23 protein-coding genes and 1 pseudogene are annotated in these 26904 nt (G+C 71.5%); 13 read left to right on the top strand and 11 right to left on the bottom strand.

Annotation, left to right across the window (positions count from 1 at the left end):
- Nucleotides 1-143 precede the first annotated feature (143 nt).
- On the top strand, nt 144-779 hold the full coding sequence (locus ACWD12_RS35630) for a hypothetical protein (protein WP_450103068.1): 636 nt from the start codon (nt 144-146) through the stop codon (nt 777-779).
- Nucleotides 780-1065: 286 nt separating this feature from the next.
- Here ACWD12_RS35630 and ACWD12_RS35625 read toward each other — a convergent pair.
- A pseudogene (locus ACWD12_RS35625) lies at nt 1066-1347 on the bottom strand (transposase); the annotation flags it as partial.
- 384 nt (nt 1348-1731) lie between these two features.
- The gene (locus ACWD12_RS35620; RefSeq protein ID WP_450103073.1) at nt 1732-2847 is read right to left on the bottom strand and encodes a phospholipase D-like domain-containing protein; all 1116 of its coding nucleotides are present in this window, start codon (nt 2845-2847) and stop codon (nt 1732-1734) included.
- A 510-nt stretch (nt 2848-3357) separates the two neighbouring features.
- Between ACWD12_RS35620 and ACWD12_RS35615 the strand changes: the two genes are divergently transcribed.
- From ACWD12_RS35615 to ACWD12_RS35595, 5 genes are all read left to right on the top strand, one after another.
- Entirely contained in the window at nt 3358-3975 is a 618-nt protein-coding gene (locus ACWD12_RS35615; protein WP_450103067.1) for a hypothetical protein, read from the top strand.
- Between the two features lie 99 nt (nt 3976-4074).
- On the top strand, nt 4075-5127 hold the full coding sequence (locus ACWD12_RS35610) for a polyprenyl synthetase family protein (protein WP_450103066.1): 1053 nt from the start codon (nt 4075-4077) through the stop codon (nt 5125-5127).
- A gap of 577 nt (nt 5128-5704) precedes the next feature.
- Nucleotides 5705-6037, top strand: a complete 333-nt coding sequence (locus tag ACWD12_RS35605; protein ID WP_450103065.1) for a hypothetical protein — start codon at nt 5705-5707, stop codon at nt 6035-6037.
- A 137-nt stretch (nt 6038-6174) separates the two neighbouring features.
- Nucleotides 6175-6306, top strand: a complete 132-nt coding sequence (locus ACWD12_RS35600; protein ID WP_450103064.1) for a hypothetical protein — start codon at nt 6175-6177, stop codon at nt 6304-6306.
- Nucleotides 6307-6816: 510 nt separating this feature from the next.
- Entirely contained in the window at nt 6817-8016 is a 1200-nt protein-coding gene (locus ACWD12_RS35595) for an outer membrane protein assembly factor BamB family protein (RefSeq protein ID WP_450103063.1), read from the top strand.
- A gap of 1673 nt (nt 8017-9689) precedes the next feature.
- On the opposite strand, the gene ACWD12_RS35590 is transcribed toward ACWD12_RS35595, so the two are convergent.
- The gene (locus ACWD12_RS35590) at nt 9690-10154 is read right to left on the bottom strand and encodes a winged helix-turn-helix transcriptional regulator (RefSeq protein WP_450103062.1); all 465 of its coding nucleotides are present in this window, start codon (nt 10152-10154) and stop codon (nt 9690-9692) included.
- 210 nt (nt 10155-10364) lie between these two features.
- On the opposite strand from ACWD12_RS35590, the gene ACWD12_RS35585 reads away from it, so the two are divergent.
- Both ACWD12_RS35585 and ACWD12_RS35580 read left to right on the top strand, forming a co-directional pair.
- Nucleotides 10365-10892, top strand: coding sequence for an SRPBCC domain-containing protein (locus ACWD12_RS35585; protein WP_450103061.1), 528 nt, complete (start codon nt 10365-10367; stop codon nt 10890-10892).
- A 153-nt stretch (nt 10893-11045) separates the two neighbouring features.
- Nucleotides 11046-11609, top strand: coding sequence for an NADPH-dependent FMN reductase (locus tag ACWD12_RS35580; RefSeq protein ID WP_450103060.1), 564 nt, complete (start codon nt 11046-11048; stop codon nt 11607-11609).
- On the opposite strand, the gene ACWD12_RS35575 is transcribed toward ACWD12_RS35580, so the two are convergent.
- The 6 genes from ACWD12_RS35575 to ACWD12_RS35550 all read right to left on the bottom strand — a co-directional run bounded on the left by ACWD12_RS35575 (nt 11569) and on the right by ACWD12_RS35550 (nt 18119).
- Nucleotides 11569-11772, bottom strand: a complete 204-nt coding sequence (locus ACWD12_RS35575) for a hypothetical protein (RefSeq protein WP_450103059.1) — start codon at nt 11770-11772, stop codon at nt 11569-11571. The two genes, ACWD12_RS35580 and ACWD12_RS35575, sit on opposite strands and share 41 nt — an antisense overlap.
- Nucleotides 11773-12240: 468 nt before the next feature.
- Nucleotides 12241-13362: a histidinol-phosphate transaminase gene (gene hisC / locus ACWD12_RS35570; RefSeq protein ID WP_450103058.1), complete on the bottom strand. Its 1122-nt coding sequence runs from the start codon at nt 13360-13362 to the stop codon at nt 12241-12243.
- Nucleotides 13363-13726: 364 nt separating this feature from the next.
- Nucleotides 13727-13849, bottom strand: a complete 123-nt coding sequence (locus ACWD12_RS35565) for a hypothetical protein (RefSeq protein ID WP_450103057.1) — start codon at nt 13847-13849, stop codon at nt 13727-13729.
- Between the two features lie 1017 nt (nt 13850-14866).
- The gene (locus ACWD12_RS35560; protein ID WP_450103056.1) at nt 14867-16093 is read right to left on the bottom strand and encodes a hypothetical protein; all 1227 of its coding nucleotides are present in this window, start codon (nt 16091-16093) and stop codon (nt 14867-14869) included.
- 554 nt (nt 16094-16647) lie between these two features.
- On the bottom strand, nt 16648-17856 hold the full coding sequence (locus tag ACWD12_RS35555; RefSeq protein WP_358362621.1) for a cation:proton antiporter: 1209 nt from the start codon (nt 17854-17856) through the stop codon (nt 16648-16650).
- Nucleotides 17857-17897: 41 nt separating this feature from the next.
- A complete protein-coding gene (locus tag ACWD12_RS35550; protein WP_358362619.1) occupies nt 17898-18119 on the bottom strand; it encodes a hypothetical protein in 222 nt (73 codons plus the stop codon).
- 323 nt (nt 18120-18442) lie between these two features.
- Here ACWD12_RS35550 and ACWD12_RS35545 point away from each other — a divergent pair, with 323 nt between their 5' ends.
- Nucleotides 18443-19270: a thioesterase family protein gene (locus tag ACWD12_RS35545; RefSeq protein ID WP_358362618.1), complete on the top strand. Its 828-nt coding sequence runs from the start codon at nt 18443-18445 to the stop codon at nt 19268-19270.
- A gap of 451 nt (nt 19271-19721) precedes the next feature.
- Here the strand turns inward: ACWD12_RS35545 and ACWD12_RS35540 are convergent, their stop codons facing one another.
- On the bottom strand, nt 19722-20939 hold the full coding sequence (locus tag ACWD12_RS35540) for an acyl-CoA dehydrogenase family protein (RefSeq protein WP_358362616.1): 1218 nt from the start codon (nt 20937-20939) through the stop codon (nt 19722-19724).
- A gap of 296 nt (nt 20940-21235) precedes the next feature.
- Here ACWD12_RS35540 and ACWD12_RS35535 point away from each other — a divergent pair, with 296 nt between their 5' ends.
- Nucleotides 21236-22033: a TetR family transcriptional regulator gene (locus ACWD12_RS35535; protein WP_450103055.1), complete on the top strand. Its 798-nt coding sequence runs from the start codon at nt 21236-21238 to the stop codon at nt 22031-22033.
- Nucleotides 22034-22126: 93 nt separating this feature from the next.
- On the opposite strand, the gene ACWD12_RS35530 is transcribed toward ACWD12_RS35535, so the two are convergent.
- Nucleotides 22127-22516 carry a VOC family protein gene (locus ACWD12_RS35530; protein ID WP_358362612.1) on the bottom strand — a complete coding sequence of 130 codons (390 nt, stop codon included), beginning with the start codon at nt 22514-22516 and terminating at the stop codon, nt 22127-22129.
- A gap of 352 nt (nt 22517-22868) precedes the next feature.
- On the opposite strand from ACWD12_RS35530, the gene ACWD12_RS35525 reads away from it, so the two are divergent.
- From ACWD12_RS35525 to ACWD12_RS35515, 3 genes are all read left to right on the top strand, one after another.
- The gene (locus ACWD12_RS35525) at nt 22869-23963 is read left to right on the top strand and encodes an ADP-ribosylglycohydrolase family protein (RefSeq protein ID WP_450103072.1); all 1095 of its coding nucleotides are present in this window, start codon (nt 22869-22871) and stop codon (nt 23961-23963) included.
- A gap of 191 nt (nt 23964-24154) precedes the next feature.
- Nucleotides 24155-25951 (top strand): phosphatase PAP2 family protein, encoded by a 1797-nt coding sequence (locus ACWD12_RS35520; protein ID WP_450103054.1) that lies wholly within the window; start codon nt 24155-24157, stop codon nt 25949-25951.
- 376 nt (nt 25952-26327) lie between these two features.
- Nucleotides 26328-26891 carry a hypothetical protein gene (locus ACWD12_RS35515; RefSeq protein WP_358362608.1) on the top strand — a complete coding sequence of 188 codons (564 nt, stop codon included), beginning with the start codon at nt 26328-26330 and terminating at the stop codon, nt 26889-26891.
- Nucleotides 26892-26904 lie beyond the last annotated feature (13 nt).

Below are 26904 nucleotides of genomic sequence, written 5' to 3'. Positions count from 1 at the left end.
ACAACTCCTCGCCACCTGGCACGGCACCTGCCCCACCTGCAGACGCCCCACCGCCCACCGCAAACCCAGACCGAGCTAACAAAGCACTACTAGGCTGCTGCGTCGGTGCGGTGGGCGTTTGCCCGCCTGTTGAAGGGAGTTCGGTGAGGGTTCGGAGTCTTGTCTTACTGACCGCCGCGGCGCTGCTGGTGACGGGTTGCGCAGGCGATGACGGCGAACCGGACACGTCGCCGGTCGCCGGGGCCACTTCCAGCGCCACCAACGGGGCCGGCGGCGGGGCCGCCACGGGAGGCGACGGTTCCGAGGGGCGCAGCGATGCGGAGTCCTCGACCTCGGAACTGCCGCGGGCGGCTTCGTTCGAGGAGGTCGCCGCGCTGCTCAAGCCCGCACTGGGCGCCTGCGAGCGCATGGACACCAGCGGCAGCGCCGTCGAGCTCACCCGGGCCGACCAGGTCCGCGGTGGCAAGCAGAAGGCGCTGTGCTGGTACGGCGGGCAGCAGTTCACCGTGGCGATCCTCTTGGTCGACGCAGACAACTCCACGATGGAGGCGTTCCACAAGGACCGCGACATCGCCTCCAGCGAACGCGTCGGCATGGGTTTCACCGTCACCCTGGTCGGCAACGCCGGCCCGCAGGCCAAGGCCAGCGCCGAACAGCAACTCGCCGCCACCAAGCTCCCCTACCTCAACTGTGAGAAGGACTTCGCGCCCCACGACGGCGTCACCACCATCGAGGCCAAGACCCCGGGCTGCCGCTACACCCCCACCCCCCGCATCTGAACCAGCGCACCAGCACCCGCGTGGGCGGTGCCCCCGGTCGGCTGCGCGCGGGTTCATCGGGTTGCGCCGCCTCGACATCGGCGGCGTCCGCAGGCGGAGCGAGGACTGCGTACGAGGCGGGCGCATGGGCGAGGAGGCATGCATCGATCCGGGCCCACGAGGTGCGAACCGGCGGGAACTCTGACGTCATGGGCGCGAGTTTGTCGTGTCGCGGTGACATCAGGCAGCGCCATCAGAGCCGCCGACGGTCCACGAAGCGGGGCCGGGAATGCCGCTGGGGATGCGACAGCCGCCACTGCCGCTTGCGGACGATCCGCGGCTCGAACGACCCGTCCCGGTCCCGCGGCACCGCTATCTCCACCGGGCCGACGTCGGTCAGCACGGTCTTCGCCCGGGTGCCGTTCCGCGAGTTCCCGGTGTCCCTGCCGACCGCGTCGTGCTTCTCATAGCCGAGGTGATCGGTGATCTCACCTTCGAGGGCGGACTCCAGGATCCGCTTGGTCAGCTGTTTCAACAGCCCGCCCTCACCCACCAGGTCCAGGCCCTGGGCGCGGGCCCGGCCGACCAGCTAGTGCTGTGGCCGGGAAGGTTTGCCGGTTCTCGTCGCGAGGGTCCGCAACGCCGCGAGGCGCCGTGCTGGGGGGCGAGAACCGGTGAACCTTTCCGGTCACAGCACTAGTCGATCAACCGGCCGTCGACCGCGTCACCGGAGGGCACCTCAACCGGGCTGTCCTGCACAGGCCTGCCGCTCCAGGTGCTGGTCACCGGGGCCGACACCACCGACCGCGCCGCCGCCCACACGTTGCTCGCCCGGATCCGGGCCCGGCACCGCCGCATCCGGCTGATCTGGGGCTGACGGCTCCCACAGGGCATCGGCTTCGGCGGCGGACCGAATCCCTGGAGGGCGGGGCGGCGCAAGCTCCTGCCGCGGGGACGGTCGGTCATCGGTCGGTCAGAGGAAGCGGCGGATGGGCTGGACGGCCATCTCCTGGATCCGTTGGACGAGGGAGCGTCTCTTCCACCGGCCCGCCTGGATCAGTTCGCTGGCGGCCATGTCCTCGTCGAAGTGTGCGTCCAGGGTGGAGGTGAACTGCGGGTCCAAAACGGCGAGCATGACCTCCTCGTCGTGGTCGAGGGAGCGGCGGTTGAAGTTGGTCGAGCCGATCAGTGCGGCGACGCGGTCGACAGTGATGACCTTGGCGTGCATCATCGTCGGCTGGTACTCGTGGATCTTCACCCCGCAGGCGATGAGGTCCGCGTAGTGGTGCTGACCGCCCAGCCGGCAGACCCGCTTGTCGGTGTGCGGCCCGGGCAGCACGATCTCCACCTCGACGCCTCGCCGGGCTGCTGCGCACAACAATTCGATGAAGTACGCGTCCGGTGAGAAATATGCGGTGGCCAGTCGGAAGCGTTCCTCCGCGGACTCGAGCATGACGCGAAGCAGGGTCTGCATGTCCTGCCAGCCGAAGCTGGCCGAGCCGCGCACGACCTGCACGACGGCCCCGCCCCGGGCGCGGTGCTCGACGAACCGGTCCCGGTCGTCGAAGAGTTCGGGGTGGCACTCGGCCCAGTTCTGCGCGAACGCCGCCGCGACGCCGTCCACCGCGGGTCCGCTGAGCTCGACGTGTGTGTCGCGCCACTCGTGCTCGTTGCGGGCGTTCCCGCACCACTCCTCTGCGATGCCGACACCGCCGGTGAACGCGGTCTCCTCGTCGACGACGAGGACCTTGCGGTGGCACCGATGATTCTGCTTGAGCGGAGACAAGTGGAGCGGTTTGCGGAACCACGCCATCTGCACACCGGCCTGCGCCATCGCCTCCAACAGGTCGGCATCAATCAAACGGCTGCCGAAGCCGTCCAACAGCAACCGCACCCGCACCCCGCTGCGGGCCCGCTCGGCGAGGGCCTCGGCGAACCGGCGGGCGATCTCGCCCTTCCAGTAGACGAACGTCATCATGTCCACCGTGTGCTCGGCCCGGCGGATCCCGGCCAGCATGGCGGCGAATATCTCGTCCCCGTTGCGCAACGGGACGAGGCTGTTGCCCTCGGTCGCGGCGATGCCGATCAACCGTTCGAGACGCCGCCGTAGCCGCGTGACTCGGTCCCCGGCCGTCCGCTCACCCGAGCCCTCGGCCTGCGAGCCCCCTTCGCCGCGGCCGCCGGGTCCGGGAGCGCCGCTGTTCGCGAAAACCCGCTGCTCGACGTCGTCCGCGTCTGGCCGTTCGGCCGAAGAAAGATCCGTCACAAAAGCGGATTTTCGCACAATGCAATTCCCACGAAGAGGCTCCCCGGCCCTGAAGGCCGGGAAGCCCGGGGCCGGTCGACGAGGTCCACATCGTGCCGGCGCCCTGGTCCGGCCGATCCCCGGCCAGGACTACACCGACCTACCCCGAGACGCGGGCGGCGGACTGGTGCCGTAGCTGGCGGGAGCACTTGTTCGGGGATCTGCAGGGGTGATTCTGAGGTTGGGCGCGTGGTGGTACGTGACAGGGCCGTCGGGTTCACAGGAGTGTGGGTGCAGGGCGGGATGCGCCCTGTGTCGGTGACTCGATCAGCGGTTCGGAAGTGCGCGACTGTCATGACTTTGCCTCACACGCTGTCCTCCGCGTCGTTGTTCGCGCGTCGGGTGAGCGACGGCTTGAGCCCGAAGTACCTGCTGTTCGCCGTCTTCCCGCTGACCGGCGCTCACGGGGGCCGGGTGGTCGGGGTGGGCTGGGGCCTGCTGGCGGCCGTCGTCTTCGTGGTCCCGCCCAGCTTCTACGTCCGTGCCGGGGTACGGCGCGGCCGGTGGACGGACCGGCACTTGAGCGTGCGCACCCAACGCGCGCCCGTCGCGGTGGGGTTGAGCTTGTACGTGACCGCCGTCGTGATCCTGTTGGCGGCCGTCGGCGCGGACCAGGCGGTGTCCGCGGTGGCGTTCACCCTGGCAGCGCTGTGCGCGGCGACCACAGCGCTGACCGCCGTGTGGAAGGTCTCGGTGCATTGCACCGTGGCCGGCGCCTTCGCCACCGTCCTCGGCACCGCGTACGGCGCGCTGGGGGCATGGCTGGTCGTGGTTGCGCCGCTGGTGGCGCTGATCGGTTGGTCCCGCCTGCAGTTACGCGCCCACTCCTTTAGCCAGGTGGCCGTCGGGTGCCTGCTCGGTACGGCGGGCAGCGCAACCCTGTGGCCCCTGGCGGACACCGCAGGGCTGTGAAACGCCGGTGAACCGCGAACCCGACACAGCGATGCCGTCGGTCCTCCACCGCTGGTCCCCTACCGCCGTGTCTCCCACCGTCTCCTGGAGGAAATTGCTGTGCCGAACTTGGCCGAACTCGCGGTGGTGGACCTGGTCCGGACCCGGCAAGCCGTGGACGACACGCTGACCGCGTTCGTCGACGCCAAACGCGCCGACCCCTGCGCCGGCCTGCTCGACGACCTCGTCGACGTCCTGACCGACTTCCTCGCCTCCGGCGGCCGACGGGCCCGCCCACTGTTCTGCTGCCTCGGCTGGCAAGCCGTCGACGGGCGGCCCCCCACCGAAGACGTGCTGCGGGCCGCCGCGGGCCTGGAACTCCTGCACACCTACGCGATGATCCACGACGACCTCATCGACCACTCCGACATGCGCCACGAACGCCCCACCGTCCATCGCACCCTCGCCCTGCGGCACCCCGGTCTTCGCGCGGACTGGCTCGGGTGCAGCGCCGCCCTGCTGCTCGGCAACCTGTGCGCCGCCTGGGCCTCCGAACTCGCCGGCTCCCTGCCGCCAACTGCACCGGCGCTGGGCGCCCGCACCCTCTTCCACGCCCTGTGCACCGAACTGATCGCCGGCGAATACCAGGACGTGCGCGGCTTCCAGGACTACGCCGCCGACGTAGACCACGCCCTGAACGTCGTTCGCCACAAGACCACCAAGTACTCGGTGGAGCGGCCCCTGCAGATCGGCGCCTCCCTCGCCGGAGCCGACCCGGCACTCCTGGACGCCTGCACCGCCTACGCCCGCCCCGTCGGAGAGGCGTTCCAGATGTGGGACGACCTCGACGACGTCACCCCCGGTCACGGCAACCCCGGCGAGGACATTCGTACCGGCAAGCACACCGTTGTCATCATCCTCGCCCTGCGCATGCTCGGCCCCACCCCCGCCCGCCACCTGCGCAACCTCATGGGCAACCCCGACCTGGACACCGACGAACTCGAACAGGCACGCGCCCTCGTCGAAACCTCCGGCGCGCCGACGGTCGTCCGACGCATGATCGACGAACGCCTCGCCCAAGCCCACGACGCCCTCACCCACGCCCCGTTCCACCCCTCCGTCCGCCATCCCCTCAAACTCATGGTCGACATGGCCCACCCCGGACACCGCTGAAGTAAGTCAACACGCCATTCCCCGTGTCGCCCCTGGTCGATCTGAAGGTCAGGAACGCCGAGACCAGGCTGGCTCCGTTCCGGGAGTTCCCATGACCCGGACACGATCGGGCTCATGCTCCGCTACGCTGCCGCTTGTGATCGTCCTTGACCCGAACCAGCTCGAGCACGCCCAGCCCGAACGGGCCGCTCCTGGCGATGCTGCGGAAGGTCGCGTCGGCGCGGAAGCTTGATCTGTGCCTGCCGGAGTTGGCGCTGGAAGAACACCTGGTTCACATCCGACGGGACACCATGGACGCCGCTGCGCGGCACCGGCGCGCCGTCAGGGGCCTCGAACGCCTGCTTCCGCACAGCGCGTGCAGGGCCGCACGCGTCGGCCCCGACATTGCCGACAGGGCGCTGACCGCTCGCGGAGATCTCCTCCGGAAGACCTTCGACCGCATCCTCCCCACTTCGGAGGGGGCCTTCCGCGAAGGGATGCTCCACGAAGTACGTCGTCAAGCCCCGGCCAAGACCGCGCTCGATTCGCCTAAGAGCGGAGGCCGCGACGCCGTTACCTGGCTCACCGCCGTCCAAGCGTGGCGAGCTGCCAAAGCGATGTCTACTTCGTCTCCGCTGACAAAAACGCGTTCGGCACAGGCGCCGACCTTTCCCAGGACCTCTTGAAAGACCTTGGCGGTCCCGGCGATCCCAGGCGGTTCCACTACTGCCCGGGAATGGACCGTCTCCTTGCCATGCTGGCTTCTAAACGCGCGCACAGGCTCGGCCGCTCCAATCTCGCGGCGTCGGACAAGGTGCGCACAGCGGCGATGTCCGCGATGACGCACCCTGACGTGGATTTCGAACTCACCCTCGGGATCGGCGTGATCAGTTCACCCGGGACGCACCGCCCCTCCTCGACCAGGATCTGACGGTCCGAGAGCTGCGCGGGACGGCCAGCAGAAAGGCCGTGGTCCCGTACGAGGTGGGCGGGACAGGGTGGGCCTGCGCCCAGCCGACATGGCGGGCCCGCAAGAGCTTCGCATTCCCCAGGAGCAATGGCAGCCACATGCACGTGACTGCGACGTTCTCGATGAGCACCACCATGCTGATGGGACTCGGCAACAACGATGTCATCGAGTCCGCCGAGGTCACCGCGCGAAGCCGCTGCTTCGGCATCGAGGCAACAGTGACCGGTTGAAGGCAACCAAGGCAATCGCGACTCATGACGGCGTCCCTTCACCGACGCGAACGGCCTCGAGGTGGCGGGTGATGTGCGGGTCGCTGCTGCTACGGCACCGGACCCGTCCCCACGACACCGGCACCGCCTGGGCAGGTCCCCCGGCTCCTGGCGGCCGAACGCGCCGCTGACACCGAATCGCGCAGCGCCGAGGATGACGGGGACCAGTGGCCTGCTCTCGCGGAGGCGTGGACGGCCGCGGAGCGCCGCCGCCTCGGAATCGGCGGCGCCCACAACGGTGGGTGACCTGCGGCCCCGGGTGGGTCCCGCTCCCCCACGGCCGCACTGGCATCGACGCCGGCCCGGTCCGGATGCTGTCGTGGTCGCGTGCGGTTGTTGTGTGGCTGCGGGGCGGCCCTGGTTGCCGCTAGGGTTCCGTGCTCGTGCGGGACATGGCTGGTGTGTGGTCGGGGAGTTGGTGTGGTCTTGCGGTGGCGGGCGTTATCAGCGGCAGGTGCGGTGTTGTTGGCCATGGCGGCGACCGCAGGGTGCTCCGGCTCGGGTGGTGCGGCGGGCCCGGCCGACGTGTCCGGAGGTACCGCCAAGGACGGCGCACCGGTGGCGTCGGCCTTTCCCGGAGGGGTGCCGGCAGGGGTGCGGGGTGCGCCGTTGTGGTCGGTGCCCCTGGCCAGTCAGGGCGGGGCCGCGTCGCCTGTCGGGTCCAGCGTCGCCGTGGTCGCCTCGCGCGGTGACGTCGGTACCGTCGAGTTTCGGGACGCGGCAACCGGAACGGTCCGCGCGAGCGTCGAAGTTACCGGCAGGCTGACGCCAACCACCTGGCACGGCCGCCCGGCGCTGGTGGCGCAGAGCGTGAAGACGACGCCGTCCGACGGAATCTCCCCGGAGCGGACCACCTGGCTGGTCGAGGCGTTCGACGAAGGCGGGCGACGCGTCGCGAGGGGTGAGCACGCAGGCAAGGACAAACCCCTGATCGTCGACGGACGCCGCATCGTCGTCGAGGCCGGCCAGGGCGGCAGCCCCGGCGCGCTGGTCGTCAGCGATGCGGGCAGCGACGCGCCCGGGTGGCGGATCCCCTGTCAGGACAGGGTCTGCGCCAACGACACCGCAACCGTCGCGTCCGGCGTGGTCGTCCATCGGTCCGACGACCACGATGCGGAGGCTCTCGCGGGATTCGACGCGGTCACCGGAGCCCGCCTGTGGGGTGAGCAGGCTCTCGGTCGTCCCTCAGGAGCCGATGTCAGCTCGGAACCCGAACTCGTCGAGGGGACCAGCGGCGCCCTGGTCGTCGCCTGGTACACCAGCTCCTTCGACACGCCCCGAGAGCCCTCCACGGCCTACAGCGTCAACGACCCCGCCACCGGCAGGCTGTTGGCGACCGGCCCCGTGCTTCCGGGCTCGCCCAAGTCCGGAATCACCGACGCGCGCGGCACCGTAGCGGTTGTGGCCACGACAGACACCACCGCCGCGTGGGAGCAGGGCACCGGCACGTTGCTGTGGAGGCAGGCCGAGGACGAGACCCGTCTGGACCCGGTTGCCGTCGTCGGACCGGTCCTGTATTCCGGGAAGGACCCTTCGATGGCCGTTGACCTGCGGACCAAGGCGGTCCTCCAGCGCGCGGTGACGGACCCGCCCGCGCCTGTGGGCACCGACCACGCCGTTGTCGTCCGCAATCCCGGGACCGCGTACGTCTTCGCTGTCGACCAGCCGTGACCGCCTACCGCGTTGCAGCTGCCCGCACCCCCGTCCGGGGACGGCCAAGCGGACACGTCCAGCAGTCGGTCACCATGACGCGCAACCGCGTGACAATCAAATTGCTCCACCCACAGGTCCGCGTGCACCAGCGTGTCGCCCTCCGCCGCGTCCACCCAACCGCGCAACAGGTCGGCCAGCAGCTCCAAGTGGTCGCGCGCCCACGGGTCCAGCCGCAGCCATTCCTCCGGCTGCGCGGACCGCGCGCGCCACGCGACAAAGTTGTCCGCCAGGTCGTCGAGCACCGACGGCACCAGCATCGGGCTGGGCGTGGCGTACTCCCCCAGGTCGGCGAGCGCGGTCATGCCGTACTGCAACTCGTCCGGCCGTCGGCACTCGTAGGGCATATGGCCGCTTCGGCCGCGCCGCGCACCCGAGCGGGCGACTGCTGCCACAACGACCGAGCCATCACGAGTTCCTTTAGGTAGCACGGCGACCCGCGTTGGCTTTGTCGTCAAGGACACGCGTTGCCCGGCCCAGGGCCGCCGTGTTCGTCGCGGGCGCAAGGCAACGGCTATTCGTCGTCCCGAGGCTGCGTCTCGGGCCCCGGCGGCGGGTCAGCGGGAGCGGACGGGGGCTGCGGTCGCGGCGGCTGTTGAGCGGGAGGGACGTAGCGGTCGAACTTCGTGGGCGGCGGCATCAGTTTCTCGCTCCGAATCCGTGACGGACGACTGGCCCGAGCGCCGATACGCACCCGGGAAGATGCGCGTTCCCGGCACGCCGCGGAATCACTCCATGGCCCGGAGCCGACCGCATCAAACAGCGGCCCGGGTACGCCCGTTCGTGGCGGTACCCCGCAGCGGGTGTGCTCCGTTCGGCCGCCAACGGGAGAGGGGCCCGCAGCGTTGCGCCGGGGACGGTGCGTACGTTCCCTCGCCTGGAGTCGACCGGGCGCCGCCGGGGCCGCGAGGGGTGCAGCCGATGCGTGTGGCCCGACATCGAGCGGCCCAGTGACGCGCGACTGCTCGCCGGCGTGTTGCACGACGACGCAACGACGGCGTCTGCATACGGCGGCGGCCGACAATGCCGCGGACCCGGCTGCCCCGGTCGGAGTGCTGCAACTCGACGCGAACCGACCGGTTTTGATCAAGCGTGGCACCGCACTGTCGCCGTCGACCGTGCCTACCGTGGGTGTTCGGGAAGGCATGCGGCAGCCCGGGCCTCAGACCGGACGCCGCACGATCCTTGGATCCGCGCGCTCCTCACTCCCCCTGCGGCGCGCGGCCGTCCCTGTCGGCGGCCCCGGACGTCACCCCCGAGCGTCGGGGCCGCCGCACCCGTTCCGGCCCGGCGGCCCGACCACACCGCCGGGCCAACCGGACCAACCTCCAAACACCGCCACCACCACGACAAACGGCGGCGCGCGGCGCATTCGCTCAACAAACGCTCCCGGCCGCCCCACCCTGTGACTCGATGCACAGCGCGAGCTCGGTCGGACCCCCGGCGGTAACCGACGTCGTAGGCGCGGCGCCGGTCTTGGGGCAGGAGCGTCAGGACGTCGTCCGTCGTACGGAGCCAGAAGGCGCCCGTGTCGATGTCGATCTTCGCTCTTCTGGCGGCGCTGCGGGGCCGGGTGTATTGGTCTTTCAGTTTCATTTCCTCGTCGCCGCTATTCGACGAGGGGCGCCTTCAGATCACCGAACTCGCCTTCCTGGAAGGTCTCGCCCAGGACCGTCGGCTGCAGCGTCCCCGCCTCGGGCAGCCTCGTCTCGGTCGAACTCGCCGCGATTGTCGATGATCTGCGACTGGTGCTTTCTGACCCAGCTCACGACACCTGCCACGGCGTCGCCGAGCGAGCGGCCGAGGGGTGTGAGCGCGTACTCCACCCGAGGCGGCATTTCGGCGTGGGCGGTCCGGGTTACCAGGCCGTCACGGGTCAGCGATCGAAGCGTTTGGCTCAGCATCCGCTGAGAGATGCCCGGAATCTGCTGGTGCAGGGCGGTGAACCGGAGCGGTCCACCGGAAGAGAGCGCACCGACCACCAGGACCGTCCACTTGTCGCCGACGCGTGTGAGCACGTCCCGGACGAGTTCGATGGTTTCCAGGCATTCCGGCGAGACGCCCCGCGAGGCGAGATCGGCGCGCATGGCGGCATCCACGCGTTACTTCCTCCAACGTGCGTAGGTGACGTGAAAGTGCGTGTGCGAGGGCGGCGTCAAAACCCGCGCCCCCACGTTTCTTACTGATAGTAAGTGAAGGAGCGGCCCCGCCCGACGGGGCGACCTCACACCACGAGAGGACATCATGACCGCGCATGGAGACCGGGGCACGTTCCCGGCGCACAGCACCGCGACCGGCGAGATCGGCCCATGAAGGGTTCGGTGTCCGGCGACCTCGCGGGCAATACGGCGGCCGGCCCACGGCACGAGACGTTCACGGTCGAGCAGCACCTCAGCGCGCCGCCGGCCACAGTGTTCACGGCGTTCAGTGATCCGGCGGTCAGGCAGCAGTGGTTCAGGCTTCCGGGCACGACCTCCTCCTACCGCCACGAGTTCGCGGTGGGCGGCGGCGAGACGGTCCACAGCACCTTCACCACCATGGACAGTCCCCCCGAACACCTCGAATACCGAGCCCGGTACATCGACATCGTCCCTGACCGACGAATCGTCCACGTCTACGAAGCACGCGTCGACGATGTCCTGCGCTGGACCTCCCTGGCGACCATCGAGCTTCGGCCGGACGTACAAGGCACCCGGCTGCGCTGGACCGAGCAGGTGGCCTTCATCACCCCGTCGGGAGACGGCAGCCACGACCTGCCGCACCTGCGCGGCGCCACGCGCCTGCGACTGAACGGACTCACCATGGCCCTGGCACCACGACACCACCCCATGCCCTGAGCTCATACGGCACGGCCACTGCGTCCGCACCCGCTGGACGCCGTCTCCAGCGCAACGCCGCGACCACGGCCAGCCCAACGGGTCCCCACTGACGCCACTGGCCTCAGAACGACCACCACGCCCGCTTGCACCCGACAGACACGGAGACCTGGCATGACCAAAATCGGCATCATCCTCGGCAGCACCCGCCCCGGCCGGGTCGGCCCCCAGGTCGCCGCATGGGCCGTCGAGACCGCCAAGAAGCGAGACGACGCCGAAATCGAACTCATAGACGTCGCCGACCACGAGCTACCGCTGTTCGACGAGCCACGCTCGCCGCTGCTGGGCGACTACGAGCACGCCCACACACGCGCATGGAGTGCCCGCATTTCCGAGTTCGACGCCTACGTATTCGTGACACCCGAATACAACCGCTCGATACCCCCAGCGCTGAAGAACGCGATCGACTACCTGTACCGGGAGTGGAACAACAAGGTCGCCGGCGTCGTCTCCTACGGCAGCACCGCCGGCGGAGCCCGCGCCGCCGAGCAACTGCGCCTCGTCGCCGGAGCACTGCACATGGCCACTGTCCGCACCGAGGTCAACCTGTCCCTGGCCACGGACTTCGAGGCTTACACCATGTTCACCCCCGGCGAGCGGCAGACCGCCATGCTCCAGCAGCTACTGACCGAAGTCGTCACGTGGGCTGACGCACTCGCACCTCTGCGGCGAGGCTGACGACGCGCACCTCTCGCTCGCCCAGGCTTCGGGCAGCGTCAGGGGAGGCGGTAGACCACACGGTGGTGCCGCCGCCGTCGTCGCGCGACGAGACGGTCTTGGTGCAGTCGGGGACGGCCAGGCCGACGACGAACTCGGCTGCGTCGTACGCCCCGCCGGTCACCTCCGCCAGCGTCGCACCGCCGTCACCGCCGCCGACCGACCTGACCCAGACGGCCGTCTATCACCTCGCCAAAGCCCAGCGCGACCTCGGACGCACCGCCGAGTCCGTCGCCGGAATGCCGCAGGTCGCCCCCGACACCCGACGCGGCCTGGCTCACCTTGCGCGCCGCGCCGGAGACCTCCCCACCGCCCTTGACATGGCACGCACCCTCGGGCTGGGAAGGCCGCCGGCGCGTCGAAGGCGACATCCTGTCGCCACACTGCGACGTCGCCGCCGCGGCTGCCGCGTACGCGGCCGGACCCGACGCAACGCCACGGCGTCGCCGGTGAACGCGCCATGCACCAGGCCCACCGGCGTTCGTCCTCGCGCAGCGCCGACGCACCGCCCGGCGGCGGGAGAGCAGTCGGCTGCCAGCCGTCCGGCGCCCGGCTGGTCGTGGTTCGTCCATCCAATCAGGCGGCTATGCGCTCAATGGGCGTGGCACGTGCCGGCAGTGGGGGTGAATTGGTCGATTGCGGTAAGGAGCGCGTCGTTCTCTGCCGGAGTGCCGATGGTGGCGCGTACGCAGCCTTCCAGGCCGGGTTGGTCGCTTCGGTCGCGGACTTTGACGCCGGCGGCATGGAGGTGCTTGACCAGGAGGACGGGGTCCTCGGCCTCGAACAGCACGAAGTTGGTGACGCTGGGGTGAACGTGCAGTACCTCGGGTCGGGCGGCCAACGCGGCCTCCACGCGCGTGCGTTCGGCGCGGATGCGGAGGATGTTCGTGCGGGCGTGTGCCAGCCCTCGCGGGGACAGGGCGTGCGCGAGTACGCGCAGCGAGGACTGGGTCAGCGGGTAGGGCGCGAGAACCTTGCGCAGGATCCGGATCACTTGTGGGTGGGCGATGGTGATCCCACAGCGTTCCCCCGCCAGGCCGTACGCCTTGGACAGCGTCCGCAGCACCACCAGGTTGGGCTGGGCGCCGATGTGGTCGGCCAGGGTGGCCTCGTCGTGGAAGTCCTGGTAGGTCTCGTCGGCGATCACCAGAGCCTTGCCGCGCAGGGCCTCGGCCACCGCGAGGACGTCGTCGTGTGCCACCGGGGTGCCGGTTGGGTTGTTGGGGGTGCACACGAAGACCAGCTTGGCGCCGGCGGACGCGGCGTGCAGCACGCCCTCGACGTCGAGCCGGAAGCCTTCGGCGGCCACCAGGGGCACCGCGCGCACGCCCGCGCCGTGGATCCGCGCGGCGACTTCGTACATCGCGAACGTCGGCGGGTTGACCACGATGTGGTCGGTGCGGGCGTCGCAGAACGCGCGGACCAGCAGGGCTATGGCCTCCTCCGCGCCGCGGCTGACGAGCAACTGGTCCGCCGCCGTCGCGAACAGACACGCGAGTCGGTCCAGCAGCCACGTCGGCTGGGGTTCGGGGTAGCGGTGGGAGGGCCACGATTGGGTGTCGTCGGGCGGGGGTTCGCCGGTGAACGGCGGGTACGGGCTCTCGTTCGCGTCCAGGTATACCGAGATTCCGGCCGTGTCCGAGTCGTCGCGACCGGTGACGTAGGCGGTGAGCGCGAGGATGTCTGGCCGAGCCAGGCGCAGAATCTCTTCCATGTGTGCCCCCTCGAGAGGTCGTGGCGTGACGGTAAACGGATGATCCAATTCCGTTTCGTGGCAAGGGAATAGGGCGGGGCAGGCACGGAGTCCTGTCACGCGCTTATCGGCGAAGAGCGGGGCACCGTCCTCCCACGTCTGCCTCGTTCAGGTCGTAGTCCGTCGATAGGGCCAGCACTCGTCCGCCAGGACTCATCCTTCCGGCGAAGCCTTGGGCCCAGCTCGCACTAGGTCGATGTTCGCGCTCATAGGCCAAGGCCGCTCGGCCCCCGTCGCTTGTCCGCGCCGCGGCCAAGGCGCGTTGTGGGGGGATCGCGAGGCGTATTCGCCGCGGCGCGGACACCCGGTCTCGTGGGTCTCGCGATCAGGCCGTGACCAGGGCGAGGGCCTGGGCCTGGGCCTGGGCCTGGGCCTGACCGATGGTAGCGGCGAGCGCGAAAGCGCCGTCGGCGCTGGCCTGGGCAACACGCTTCGCGAGCGTACGCATGTTCCGTATTCCTCTCCGGGGACGGGTACGTCCGGGAAGTATCCGGCCGCGCGGCGTGAAACCACCAACCAGAAAACGCACACAGCGACAACGCGATCTGGATGTTCGGTAAGGCCGTTGCGCAGTCCGCGGAAGCCGTCAAGTACGGCGTCGGCGCGCAACGGTGCACCGCGTTACCGGGCAGCAAATAGGGGCGGTGCGCGACGACCCCCGTGTGGGGGCCTGGAAGTGCGTCCGCGCCCATTGGAGCGCCGAAAATGGTGCATTGGCGCCGTATTCCCGGCCGGATGACGTCACTAGAGTTCTCTGCTGCAATGTGCCTGGAGGCAGGGGCACCGGGACGGCGTTGGCCTCCCCCTGGTACGTCTCCAGAGGGGCGAAGGTCTTGACGGCGTGATCGAGCATGGTGCCGATGTCCCGCTCGGGTGGGAACAGCGGGGTGTTTCGGCGGTGACGGCGAGATCGTGTTCGTCGATCACCGCCTCGGCGCCTCTTACGGACACGTATACGTATTCGGGGTCGAAACCGGTGGTTGGCCTCCCTCGCGGTGGGCCGACAACCTCACGGAACTGTTCGACCACCTTCGGTGCGCTCGAAACCGGTGAGTCCTTCCAGGGCCTTCGTCCCGGGATTCACGAATGCCCTTCGGGTCGGCGGGGTGTCGGCTGGGAGGCCCGGGCCCGTCGGTGTCGGTGACGGGGCACTCGCTTCCCGGTTTTCCCGGTCGATGCCGCCTCGTCGACCCCGACACCCGCCGGGCCACGCGGCCGGGCGCAGGTCGCGCAGGTGCCGCCTGCATCGGGAGTGGCACGGCAGCGCGGGAAGTGAATGCCCGGTGCGGGGTCGGCACCACCGCAGCCAGTGGCGCCTGCGTGGCAGGATGCGGGTGTCATCGCCAACTGAAGGCGGTGCATGGTGAGTTCCTCGTACGGGCTCGACGTGGTCGGCGACGCGGATACGGCCATCCGCTGGATCCCCCACAACCATCCAACGATCGGATGATCTGAAACAAACGGCCTAGCCCTGTTCGGCTTCCCAGGTGCCTGATGCGTCGTTGCAGGTGGTTGTGTATGTGCCGGTCAAGCGGTCGCCCGAGAGCTTGCCTTCCAGCCTGATCGTGTCCGAGGAGCCGCCGCTCGAGCGGAGTTGCACCTTGTCGCCCGTCACGGTTCCGTCGACCGGGCCGGACAGGTCGCAGTCGGCGACGTCCAGATCGAGCTGGCCTTCCACGCTGCTGCCGCTCTGCTCGAGGGTGATCGAGAACGAACCGGACAGTGTGGCAGGCACCTTGTTGTCGTACGTCCCGCTCCACGGTCCGCTCAGCGTTGCCGCGTTCCCGTTGCCGCTCGTGCCGCCCTTGCCGTCGGAGCCGCCCTTGCCGGACTGGCCTGCCGGGCCCACTCCGCCGCACTTGCTCGACGGGTTCGCGACCGCCGACAGTGTCCCGGCCGCCCCCGAAGAGGCCGCCGACGCGGACGGGCAGTCGTCGTCATCCGAGCCGCCGAACAACGCGATTCCGCCGAAGACCGCTCCGATCACGACGACGGCCGCGAGGCCGCCGATCAGCCACTTGCCGGACGACGCCCCGCCCGGCATCGGCGGCTGCCCGCCCTGGTAGGGGGCGCCGGCGTACGGCCCCTGCGGTGGTCCCTGGGCCGGCGCTTGCTGGTACATCGCGCCTGCCGGGGCCCCGTACGGGGTCGCCGGCGGAGGCCCCGGAGGCATCGGCGGAAGCCCTTGTCCTTGGCCTGGTCCGCTTGCGCCGCCGGCCGGGAACTGCGACGGCGGGGGGAAGCCCTGCGGCTGCGACGCGTGCGGCGCAGCCTGCTGCGGGGAGGACTGCGGTGCCGAGGAGTACGGGTCCTTCACCATGTTGGGCGCGGCCGGAGCCGCGTGCGCGCCCGGCGCGCCCGGCGTACCCGGCGCGCTGTGCGCACCTGGCCCGGACGACGGAAGGACCAGCAGCGCGACTTCCGCGGCGGCGTCGGGGCGGGTGGTGAGCAGCCCCGAGAACACCGACTCGAAGCGCGCGTACGCGGCGTCCCGCAGTCCGTTCTGTTCTCGGCCGTCCGCGCCCTCGATCATGCTCCCGAATGCGTCGACCCATGTCGCCGCGCCCGGATCGCCGTGCCGCATCAGGAGGTTGAGCAGCGAGCCGCGTACGGTCTGCCAGGACTCCGTTCCGATGGCCCTGACCACGTTCGCCGCGGCGACTCGCGCCAGTTCCTGTAGCTCGTCCGGCATGCGCCGTACTCCCCGCATCACATCACGCGGACGGCCCCCTTGCCGTCCGTCGGTGCACGCGAATATACGCGCAGACGCGGATCTTCCACCGAGGGTGTTCCCTCGCCCCGACTAGCGCCATGCTGGAACCGCAAACTGCCGCGCACCCCCGCCGTTCTCGGGAGGCACGCATGTACGGCGACCCAGGCGACCCCAGTCGGCCTCCGCCCCCGCCTCCGCCCCCACCGTCACTTCCGCCGGGACGTGCGCAGCCCTACCCCTCGCTCCCCTCCCCCGGCCCGCCGCCGCGTCAGCGGTACGGAGGTCACGGCCGCTTCCGCGGCGATCTGTCGTACCGCCGCGCGGCGTTGCGGTGGCCGGCGTCCGCGGCCCGGGCGCTGCGGCCCGCAGCGTTCCCCGTTCTCTGGTTGCTGTCCTTCGCCGTCCTCGCAGCCGTGGCCGTGGCCGTGGTGTTCCTCCTTACGTCCTGACCCGGGGGCCGGCAGGGGCCGCCCGCCGTACGGCATGGCGGAGGAACTCCAGGACGATGCGTCCGAGGGGGACTTCGGTGCGGATCAGGGCAGGAGGTCGAGGTCGTGTTCGTCGGTGTAGGTGCGGCGCGGGGCGGGTTTGGGGCCGAAGAGGCGGCGCATGACGGGTTCGGCGAAGCGGGCGGTGAGGGGGCCGGCGATGACGAGGATGAGGACGTACGCGGTGGCGAGCGGTCCAAGTCGTGTGTCGGTGCCCGCGGCAACGGCGAGTCCGGCGATGACGATGGAGAACTCGCCGCGGGCGACGAGTGCTCCGCCGGCGCGGTAGCGGCCGGGTTTGGCGATGCCGGCGCGGCGGGCGGCCCAGTAGCCGGTGGCGATCTTGGTGAGGGTGGTGGCGACCGCGAGGGCGAGGGCCGGGAGTAGGACGGGCGGCAGGTCGGCGGGGTCGGTGGACAGGCCGAAGAAGACGAAGAAGACGGCGGCGAAGAGGTCGCGGAGTGGGGCGAGTACCTCTTGGGCGTGTTCGGCGACTTCGTCGGAGATGGCGATGCCGACGAGGAACGCGCCGACGGCGGCGGACACCTGGAGCTTGTCGGCGAGTCCGGCGACCAGAACGGTCAGGCCCAGGACGCCGAGGAGCAGGAACTCGGGTTCCTCGCTGGAGAGCGCCTTGGAGACGACCTGGCCGTGGCGCAGCGCGACGAACAGGACGACGGCGATGGTGCCGACCGCGATGAGGACGGTGATGCTGCCGCCGAGGAGGCCGACCCCGGCGAGGAGCGCGGTGAGGATCGGCAGGTAGAGGGCCATCGCGAGGTCTTCGAGGACGAGGACGCTGAGGATGGTGGGGGTTTCGCGGTTGCCGAGGCGTCCGAGGTCGCGGAGGACTTTGGCGATGACGCCGGACGAGGAGATCCAGGTGACGCCGGCGAGGGCGATGCAGCCGACGGGTTCGAAGCCGAGGAGGAGTCCGGCGACGAATCCGGGGGTGGCGTTGAGGAGGAAGTCGACGAGTCCGGCGGGGGTGCCCGCGCGGAGGTTGCCGACGAGTTCCTTGGCGTTGTACTCGAGGCCGAGGAGCAGCAGCAGGAGGATGACGCCGATGTCGGCGCCGACGGAGATGAAGTCGTCGCTCTCGGAGAGGCTGAGGACGCCGCCGTGGCCGAAGGCGAGTCCGCCGAGGAGGTAGAGCGGGATCGGGGACATGCCCATGCGCGCGGCGAGGCGTCCGAGGACGCTGAGGCCGAGGATGATGGCGCCGATTTGGATGAAGAGCGATGCGGAGTGCATGGAGTGGTGCGCGGCTCCGGTTCGGGGTGGGCGGCGGGCTGTTACTCCCCGGTGAGGAGCTCGGCGAGGGCGGTGGCTTCGGCCGGGGTGAGGCGTACGCCGGGGCCGCAGGCGTCGGGGTCGTCGATCTCGAAGATGGCGAGGCTGCGTCGTCCGTCGCGGGCGGCGACGATGCTGAGGGCGCGGCCGCCTTGGGTCTGGAGGGTGTATTGGGTCCCGATGCCCGGGAGGGGGGTGGAGGTGATGGGGACCTGGTTGGACATGGCGGCGGCTCCGGTTCGGGTTCGGCTTCGTACTGTCGGCGGTGGACGGGCGACGGACGGCGTCAGCAGGTGTCAGCAGGTGTCCTGCGAGGGTCCTCCGGCCGTCGTCGGTGCGGGTTGTTGTCAGATTAATGGTGGGTGGGGTTGCCGGGCCCGGTGATCCCGTCGCGTCGTCGCGGTCGCGTCTTTGCGGTGTGTGGCGTGGTCTCGGTGTGATGGGATGCGCGGAGCCCGGCCTTTGCGTTCCGGGTGCTGGTGGCGGGTGCTGGTGGCGGGTTTTGGTGGTGGTCGGTCTCGGACGGGGGTTTGAGGTGGTCGGCGCGGTGGACGTCTCGGCGGAATCGGTCAATGCCGGTGCGGCCTTTTTTGTTCCGCTGGGTGCGGAGCGGTTTGCGGCGTCGGAGTTGACGCAGGGGCCGTGGAGTCTGGAGCAGCAGCACGGCGGTCCGCCGTCGGCGTTGCTGGCGGGGCGGTTGGAGCGGTTGGCGCCCCGTCCGGAGTTGGTTCCGGCGCGTCTGACGGTGGAGTTCCTGGGGCCGGTGCCGGTGGGTGAGGTACGCGTGGCCGTGCGCGTGGTGCGGGACGGCCGGAGCGTGCAGCTGGTGGCGGGTGAGCTCAGTGTCGACGGGCGGGTGTGCCTGTCGGCGCAGTTGTGGCGGGTACGGGCGGCGAAGGTCGCCGGGTTGCCCGAGGGGGCGTTGGCGTCGTCGCAGGTGCCGGGGCCGGTGCCGGCCGAGCCGCAGGGGCCGTTGGCGCGGCGGTTCGGGTACGGGCGCGCGTTGGACTGGCGGTTCCTGGAGGGGTCGTTCCGCCATCCGGGGCCGGCGACGGCGTGGGTGCGGTGCGGGCGTCCGTTGGTGGAGGGTGAGGCACTGGGGGCGTTGGAGCGGGTGGTGTTGGTGGCGGACACAGGTTCGGGGATCGGTGCGGAGTTGGATTCGCGGCGGTTCGTGTGGCCGAACCTGGACCTGTCGGTGCATCTGCTGCGGGTGCCGGTGTCGGAGTGGTTGTGCCTGCGGTCGGCGACGGAGTTGGGGGACGCGGGGGTGGGGGTGGCGCGTACCCGGTTGTTCGACGAGGCGGGGCTGTTCGGGTCGGTGGCGCAGTCGTTGTTCGTGGCCCCGGTGCCGGGGGCGGATGCGTCGGGGTAGTCGGGCACGCGTGTCCGCGCGGTGATGGCGTGGTCGTACTTCCGGGTCTGGGAGTTGGCGGGTCGGGTGGCGGGTATGCGGGGAGTCGTGGGGGGTGGTCTGTCCGTGTGTGTGGAGGTTGTGGTGACCCATCCGCCGAGTCCGCCGCCCGCTCCCCCGGGTCCTCCGGGCCCGTGGCCGCCTGATCCGTTTCCGGCTCCGGGTCCGGGGCCGTCCCCGGATCCTGCTCCCGAGCCGTTGCCCGACCCGTTCCCGGATCCGTTGCCGCCGGATCCCGGTCCCGCTCCGCAGCCGGAGCCGGCTCCTCCGGGTGGCGGGCGTCCTCCGTTGGGGGGCTGAGCGGCAGGTGCGTGCCGAGGGCCCGGTGCGCCGCGTGGTGCGGCGTACCGGGCCCTCTCGGCGTACCGGGCCCTCTCTGGGTACCGGCCTTCGACGTGTGCGGGTTCGGGGATCAGCGGATGGGGACGCCGCTGATGGTGCGGGCGATGACGAGGCGCTGGATCTCCGAAGTGCCTTCGAAAATCGTGTAGATGGCGCTGTCGCGGTGCATGCGTTCGACGGGGTACTCGCGGGTGAAGCCGTTGCCGCCGAGGATCTGCATGGCGTTGGTGGTGACCCATTTGGCGGTCTCGCCGGCATAGAGCTTGGACATGGATCCCTCGGCGGCTTCGAAGGGTTGGCCGGTGGCGGCCATCCAGGAGGCGCGCCAGACGAGGAGGCGTGCGGCGTCGATGCGGGTGCGCATGTCGGCGAGGGTGAAGGCGACGCCTTGGTTGTCGATGATGGGGCGGCCGAACTGTTCGCGGGTCTTGGCGTATTCGAGGGCGTATTCGTACGCGGCGCGGGCGATGCCGACGGCTTGGGCGCCGACGGCGGGCCGGGAGGACTCGAAAGTGGCCATGGCGGCGTTGGTGCGTCCGGAGCGGGCGCCTTCGCGGGCGCGGGCGATGCGTTCGTCGAGCTTGTCCTTGCCGCCGAGGAGGCAGTCGCCGGGGATGCGGACGTTGTCGAGGATGACTTCGGCGGTGTGGGAGGCGCGGATGCCGTGCTTCTTGAACTTCTGGCCCTGGCTGAGGCCGGGGGTGGCGGGCGGGACGACGAAGCTGGCCTGGCCGCGGGCGCCGAGGGTGGGGTCGACGGTGGCGACGACGACGTGGATGTGGGCGATGCCGCCGTTGGTGGCCCAGGTTTTGACGCCGTTGAGGACCCATTCGCCGGTGATGTCGTCGTACGTGGCGCGGGTGCGCATGGCGGAGACGTCGGAGCCGGCGTCGGGTTCGCTGGAGCAGAAGGCGGCGACTTTGACGTCTTCAGGGGTGCCGAACATCTGGGGCGCCCACGTGGCGACCTGGTCGGGCGTGCCGTTGGCGACGACGCCGGCGGCGGCGAGGGTGGTGCCGGTGATGGCGAGGCCGAGTCCGGCGTCGCCCCAGAAGAGTTCTTCCATGGCGAGGGGGATGCCGAGGCCGGTGGGGTCGAAGGCCTGGGTGGAGAAGAAGTCGAGGGAGTAGAGGCCGGCTTTGGCGGCTTCCTGGAGGATGGGCCAGGGGGTTTCCTCGCGTTCGTCCCATTCCGCGGCGGCCGGGCGCAGGACGTCGGCCGCGAAGGTGTGGACCCAGTCGCGGACGGTGCGCTGGTCGTCGGTGAGTTGGAGGGAGAATGCGCTCATCGGGTCTGGCTCCCTGCGGTGGTTGGTGGTGTGATGCCGTGCCGGGTGTTGCGGGTCCGGGGCCGGGGCGCCGGTGGCTGCCGGTGGTGCGGTACGCGGTGCGTGGTGCGGGCCGTGCGGACGCGGCGGTGGGGTGGAGGTGTCGTGGTGGTGTGCGGGGTGGGACGCTGGGGTGGGACACCTGGCTGTTACCGGCGGGTAACCCGCAGTGTGTTACTCCTGGTAACGTCTGTCAAGGCCGGGGCGCCTCGAAGCACGACGCGTACCACACGAGCGAGGGTTCGGCGAAGGGTCGCATGACGCACAACGAAGCCGCCACCGGTTCCGCCGCGGGAACGGGCACGGGCAGGGGGACGGGCACAGGGACGACGCACGGCACCGCGGTCGGCGCCACGGGCGCCGCCGCATCCGGAGCCGCCGCCACGGGGCCCGCGAGCGGACGCTCCGCGCTCCGCCGCCTCGAACTCCTCGACGCCGCCGACCGCGTGGTCATGCGCGACGGCCCCGACGCGTCGATGAACACCATCGCCGCCGAGGCCGGCATCACCAAGCCGATCCTGTACCGGCACTTCGGCGACAAGGACGGCCTGTACCGGGCACTGGCCGAGCGCCACACCGAGGAACTGGCGCTCGCCATCCGCGCCGCCGTCGACCCTGGGCGCTCGGACAACCCCAGGGCGCGCGTGCAGGCGACGATCGACACGTACCTCGCGCACATCGAGGCGAACCCGCAGGTGTACCGCTTCCTGCTGCACCGGGCGGGCGCCGAGTCGGCGGACGTGCACGGGCACGTGACGGCGTACCAGCGGCGCGTCGGCGAGGAACTGGCGCGCTCGTTCGACCCGGTGGGCGCCACGGGCGTGCTCGCGCGTGCGTGGGCGCACGGCATCGTCGGCATGGTGCAGGCCTGCGGCGACTGGTGGCTGGACGAACGGCCGTGCGAGCGCGCGGAACTGACCGTCTACCTCACCGAACTCCTGTGGGGCGCCCTGCCGACCGCGCTGGCCGCGGCCGCGGAGGCCGGCGAGGCGGCGACCGGGGCCGGGACCGCGACTGGCAACGGGGCCGACGCCGAGTCGGCGGACAGGCAGTAGTCCCGACCCGTCCCGCGCGGACCTGGCCGACAGCCTTGCCCGACAGTCCTTCCGTACGGCCGCATCCCCGAGGCCGCTTCCGTACGGCCCCGCTCAGGTGCCGGGGCGGTAGCGGATCGGGTGGTCCTCGGGGACCTCGACGACGCAGATGCGCAGGCCGTCCGGGTCCGCGATCCACATCTCGTCCAGGCCCCACGGCTCGCGGCGCGGCTCGCGGAGGATCTCGGCGCCGCGTTCGGCGAGGGTCTTGTGGGCGTCCGCGAGGTCGCGGACCTGCATCCAGAGCTGGGTCGCCGGGGTCGGCACGGTGTCCGAGCCCGCGGAGACCTCCAGGTAGCCGCCGCCGAGGAAGAAGACCGTGCCGCGGTGCTCCTCCGTACCGAACTCGCGGTAGACCGCGAGCCCGAGGACGTCGCGGTAGAAGGCGCGGGTGCGTTCGAGGTCGGTGGGCCGCAGCAGGATGCGGCTGCTCAGGACGTCCATGCACCACTCTTCGCCCGTGGCGGCTCCTGTTATGCGTGAAATGTGCCGCGCGTGCGCCCGGAGCGCGGATCGGCACCGACATCCGGCGCGCTGGGCGCGGCCCGCGCGGCGCGCGTCCGGGCGGGCCGGGCGTTACGCTGCGGCGGTTGGGCTCGTGGGCGGTCGGGCCGGTGACCGGTTGGGCATGCCGGGCCGGTTCGGTGGCAGTCTCGCTGTCGGGGCAGATTCCGGAGGGCCGCGGCGCCGCCGCGCGCACGACGCGCATCACGCAGACGACACACATGACACATACGGCGAAGACGACGGACACGACGGAGGGGTGCGTGTGGGGTACGACCGGGTGGCGGGCTCGATGTTCGGGCTGGCGTACGGGGACGCGCTCGGCGCGCCGACCGAGTTCCTCTCGTACGCGGAGATCATGCGCCGCTACGACGTCCCCGGCCCACGCGAACTCCCGGTGCACGGCGGCGTGGCGCTGGTGACCGACGACACGCAGATGGCCTTGGCCGTCGCGGAGGCACTCGCGGACGTCCTGGGCGCGGACTCCTCGCGCGAGCCCACCGGAACTCCCGCAAATACGCCCGACAGTTCGCCGGGCGGTTCGCCCGGCGCCGTGCCCGACGGCCCGGTCGCGGGCGGCCGCGGTCCGCGCCTGGACGCGAAGCGGCTGACCCCGCGCCTGCGCACGCACTTCCTGACCTGGTGGGCCTCCCCCGACAACAACCGCGCTCCGGGCAACACCTGCCTGCGCGCCTGCGAGGCGCTCGCGGACGGCGTGGAGTGGTCGTGGGCGACGATCCGCGGGTCCAAGGGCTGTGGCGCCAACATGCGGGTGTCTCCCGTCGCCCTCGTGGACGGCATCGGCGAGGCCGAGCGGTGCGGCGCCGCCCAGTTGCAGGCCGCGATGACGCACGGCCATCCCACCGCGCTCGCGGCGTCGGACCTCACCGCGGCCGCCGTGCACGCCCTGCGCGCGGGGGTCGCGCCGAAGGACCTCCCGGCGTACCTGCGGGCGCACGCCGAGGCGCAGCGGTCGGTGTACCACGGGGACTGGCTGGGCGACGAGCTGTGGCGGGGGCCGTTCGGGACGACGCCGGAGGCGTTCGTCGAGCGGGGCTGGGACGAGTGCCTGGCGGTGCTGGACCGGCTGGACGCGGCGCTCGTGCTCGCGGACCGGCGCAGCGACCCGTGCCGGGTGACCGGGGCGGGCTGGGTCGCGGAGGAGGCGTTCGCGACCGGGCTGCTGTGCTTCCTGATGTACGAGGACGCCCCGGTGGACGCGCTCGCCCGGGCCGCCGCTTCGTCCGGCGACTCGGACTCGATCGCGGCGCTGGCGGGGGCGTTCGCGGGCGCGGCGTACGGCATGTCCGCGTGGCCCGCGGAGTGGGAGCCGGTGATCGAGTACCGCGCGGACCTGGTCCGGCTGTCCGAGGCGCTCGCCCGATGACGCGGCGCACGGCCGCGGCGGCGGCACGAACGGCGAAGGCGGCGAAGGCGACGCGGGCCGCCCGGGCCGCGGCCAATGGCGGCAGCCGAGTGAACGGCGCGCTGGGCGGCGCCTTGAACGGTGCATTGAACGGCACGCTGACCAATGTCTGGAGTGGAGCACGGGATGGGGCGCGGCATGGGCTGGCGGGTTTGAACGGCCCTTCGGTGGCGGCGCTGCGCCGCCAGGCGGCGAGTTCGGTCGGCAGTGCGGTGACCGGGGTGGCGGCGGGGGTCGCGGGTGCGCTGGGCGTGGCCAGCGCGGCCGGGTCCGCCCCGACGGTCTCCGGGACGAAGCCGGGCGTGCTCGGCCGCGTGCACGCGATGGACCAGGCGGCGTTCACGTGGGTGGCGTCGCACCACGTCCCGTGGGCGAACCGCGCGCTCCCGTCGTTGTCGCGGTCGGCGAACCGGTCGCGGCTGTGGATGGTCGCGGCCGGGTCGATGGCGTTGTCGGGCGGCCGGTCGGGGCGGCGGGCGGCGCTGCGCGGTCTGGGGTCGGTGGCGCTGGCGTCCACGGTGACGAACGTGGTGCTGAAGAACTGGACGCGGCGTCCGCGTCCGGTGCTGGACCTGGTGCCGCACGTACGCCGGCTGCCGCGCCAGCCGTGGACGACGTCGTTCCCGTCGGGGCACGCGGCGTCGGCGGCTGCGTTCGCGACGGGTGTGGCGCTGGAGTCGCGGTCGCTCGGTGCGGCGGCCGGCGTGCTCGCGACGGGTGTGGCGTTCTCCCGGGTGTACACGGGGGTGCACTACCCGGGTGATGTGCTGGCCGGCGCGGCGCTGGGTGCGGGGTTGGCGGCAGTGACGCTGCGGTGGTGGCCGCGGCGTCCGGTGGTGGCCGCCTTCGCGCCGCAGCCCAGGGTCCGGGTGCCGGCGCTGGACGGCGGCGAGGGCCTGGTGGTCGTGGTGAACGCCTCGGCGGGCCCGGACGGCGAGGTGGCGCCCCGGCTGCGGGAGTTGCTGCCGCTGGCGACGATCCTCGAACGGGTGCCGCAGCCGGACGCCGAGGACGGCGGGGCCCCCGCGAACGGGGACGGCGAGGACGTCGCGTCCGAGGGCGGTACGCCGCAGCCGGGCCCGCACGCTGCCCCCGGTACGGCACCCGGTACGGCTCCCGCTGCCGCCGAGGGCGCGGACGGCGACGAGCCCGACAGTTCGGACCTGGTGGCGCTGCTTCGGCAGGCGGCGTCGGAGGCCGCGGTGCTGGGCATCGCGGGCGGCGACGGGTCGATCAACGCCGCCGCGAAGGTCGCGCTGGACTTCGGCTGCCCGCTGGCGGTGTTCCCGGCCGGGACGCTGAACCACTTCGCGGCCGACCTGGGCCTGCAGCGCCTGGAGGACACCGCGCGTGCGGTGCGTGCGGGTGAGGCGGTGCTCGTGGACGTTGCGGAGATCGCGCGCGACCGCACCTACGACTTCGGGCCGTTGAGTGGGATGGACCCCGAGGTGTTCCTCAACACGTTCTCGCTGGGCGTCTACCCCGACCTGGTGCGGGCGCGCGAGGCGATGGAGGGGCGGATCGGGAAGTGGCCGGCGATGCTGGTCGGCCTGGTGGAGGTGCTCAAGGAGGCGCGGCCGGTCAAGCTGCGCGTCAACGGGCGGGCGCGGTCGGTGTGGCTGCTGTTCCTCGGCAACGGGGCGTACGCGCCACCGGGCTTCGCCCCCGCGTACCGGCCCAACCTGCACGACGGCCTGCTGGACGTCCGCCTGGTCGACGCCGCGAAGCCGGCCGCGCGTATCCGGCTGGTGGCCGCGGTGCTGTCCGGCACGCTGGGTCGCTCGCGGGTGTACGAGGCGTCGACGGCGCGGGCGATGCGCCTGACGGAGATTCAGGCGGGCGCGCCGCTCGCGGTGGACGGCGAGGTGCGGCCGGGCGCGTCGCAGTTGCGGATCGCGAAGGGGCGCCGGCTGGTCGTGTACCGGCCGGTGGGCGCGCGTCGGGCGTAGCACTTTGCTGCGCCTACCCCGCCCCCCTGTACTTCCTGTCCTGTGCCCCCCTGTCCCGTCGGCGGGTCGCGCGCCGCGGGCTCGGCGTTCCCGCCGCGACCGGACGGTTTGCCGGGGCTGGGGGCGTTTCGGCGCGGCCTGGCGGTTCACAGAGTGAAGTGACAGCCCACGTCCCCGCGCGGGGACGGTGCGGGGTGTCCTCGCAAGGGTGAGGGGAATCCGGCTGCGCCGGGTGCCCCGAGTTCGGCACAGTGGCCCGTACGGGGCGGAGGAACGACGACGCACGACGTCGTCGGCCGGCGTTCGTTTGTCGGTCGCGGCTGCAACGGTCGGTCAGCGAGTACAAGCGGGTACAGCGGAGGGAAGGGCGGTCGACATGGGGGGCGGTACTGGCGGTACGACGGTCGCCAGGGTGGTCGCGCCGAGACAGGCGGCCACCGCGAAGGCCACCGGAGCCAAGGTGACCACGACGGTGGCGACGGGCGCCTCGGCGGTGGTGTCGCGGGCGGTGGCGCGGCACCGTTCGCGGCCGATCCCCCGTCAGGCGCTGGGCGCCGCACGGTTGTTGGCGGCCGGCCGGATCGCCGTAGGCGTGGTGCAGGCGGTGGCGCCGCACGCCGCGGGTCGGCTGCTTCCGGCGCGGCCCGCGGGGGTGGGTGACGCGTCGGCGTTGTCGCGGGGGCTGGGCGTACGCGACACCGTGGTCGCGGCGGGCTGGTGGCACGCGTTGGACCGGGGTGGCAAGGGCGCCGCCGAGTGGGCGTGGCTCCAGGTGGCCGCCGATGTGTCCGACGGCGCGGGCACGGTCGGGCGGTGGCGCGCGCTGGACCGGCGCGAGAAGGCGTGGATGGTGGTGCTGGGCGCCCTCGCGGTCGCAGACGCGGCCGTCGCCGTGGCGCTGGGCGGCGCCGACGACGACACGGCCGGAACGATCTCCTAGCCGGTCCATCCGG

It is taken from the genome of Streptodolium elevatio (genome assembly GCF_053592165.1).
The sequence above is the reverse complement of the archived record's forward strand: the minus strand, read 5'-3'. Positions and strand labels throughout refer to the sequence as shown.

Excerpts from the sequence above, each read along its gene's own strand:
- ACWD12_RS35615 (WP_450103067.1), top strand. The coding sequence starts at position 3,358 with ATGACTTTGCCTCACACGCTGTCCTCCGCGTCGTTGTTCGCGCGTCGG.
- ACWD12_RS35600 (WP_450103064.1), top strand. The coding sequence starts at position 6,175 with ATGCACGTGACTGCGACGTTCTCGATGAGCACCACCATGCTGATGGGA.
- ACWD12_RS35595 (WP_450103063.1), top strand. The coding sequence starts at position 6,817 with ATGGCGGCGACCGCAGGGTGCTCCGGCTCGGGTGGTGCGGCGGGCCCG.
- ACWD12_RS35585 (WP_450103061.1), top strand. The coding sequence starts at position 10,365 with ATGAAGGGTTCGGTGTCCGGCGACCTCGCGGGCAATACGGCGGCCGGC.
- ACWD12_RS35580 (WP_450103060.1), top strand. The coding sequence starts at position 11,046 with ATGACCAAAATCGGCATCATCCTCGGCAGCACCCGCCCCGGCCGGGTC.
- hisC (WP_450103058.1), bottom strand. The coding sequence starts at position 13,362 with ATGGAAGAGATTCTGCGCCTGGCTCGGCCAGACATCCTCGCGCTCACC.
- ACWD12_RS35565 (WP_450103057.1), bottom strand. The coding sequence starts at position 13,849 with ATGCGTACGCTCGCGAAGCGTGTTGCCCAGGCCAGCGCCGACGGCGCT.
- ACWD12_RS35560 (WP_450103056.1), bottom strand. The coding sequence starts at position 16,093 with ATGCCGGACGAGCTACAGGAACTGGCGCGAGTCGCCGCGGCGAACGTG.
- ACWD12_RS35555 (WP_358362621.1), bottom strand. The coding sequence starts at position 17,856 with ATGCACTCCGCATCGCTCTTCATCCAAATCGGCGCCATCATCCTCGGC.
- ACWD12_RS35550 (WP_358362619.1), bottom strand. The coding sequence starts at position 18,119 with ATGTCCAACCAGGTCCCCATCACCTCCACCCCCCTCCCGGGCATCGGG.
- ACWD12_RS35540 (WP_358362616.1), bottom strand. The coding sequence starts at position 20,939 with ATGAGCGCATTCTCCCTCCAACTCACCGACGACCAGCGCACCGTCCGC.
- ACWD12_RS35535 (WP_450103055.1), top strand. The coding sequence starts at position 21,236 with ATGACGCACAACGAAGCCGCCACCGGTTCCGCCGCGGGAACGGGCACG.
- ACWD12_RS35530 (WP_358362612.1), bottom strand. The coding sequence starts at position 22,516 with ATGGACGTCCTGAGCAGCCGCATCCTGCTGCGGCCCACCGACCTCGAA.
- ACWD12_RS35525 (WP_450103072.1), top strand. The coding sequence starts at position 22,869 with ATGTTCGGGCTGGCGTACGGGGACGCGCTCGGCGCGCCGACCGAGTTC.
- ACWD12_RS35515 (WP_358362608.1), top strand. The coding sequence starts at position 26,328 with ATGGGGGGCGGTACTGGCGGTACGACGGTCGCCAGGGTGGTCGCGCCG.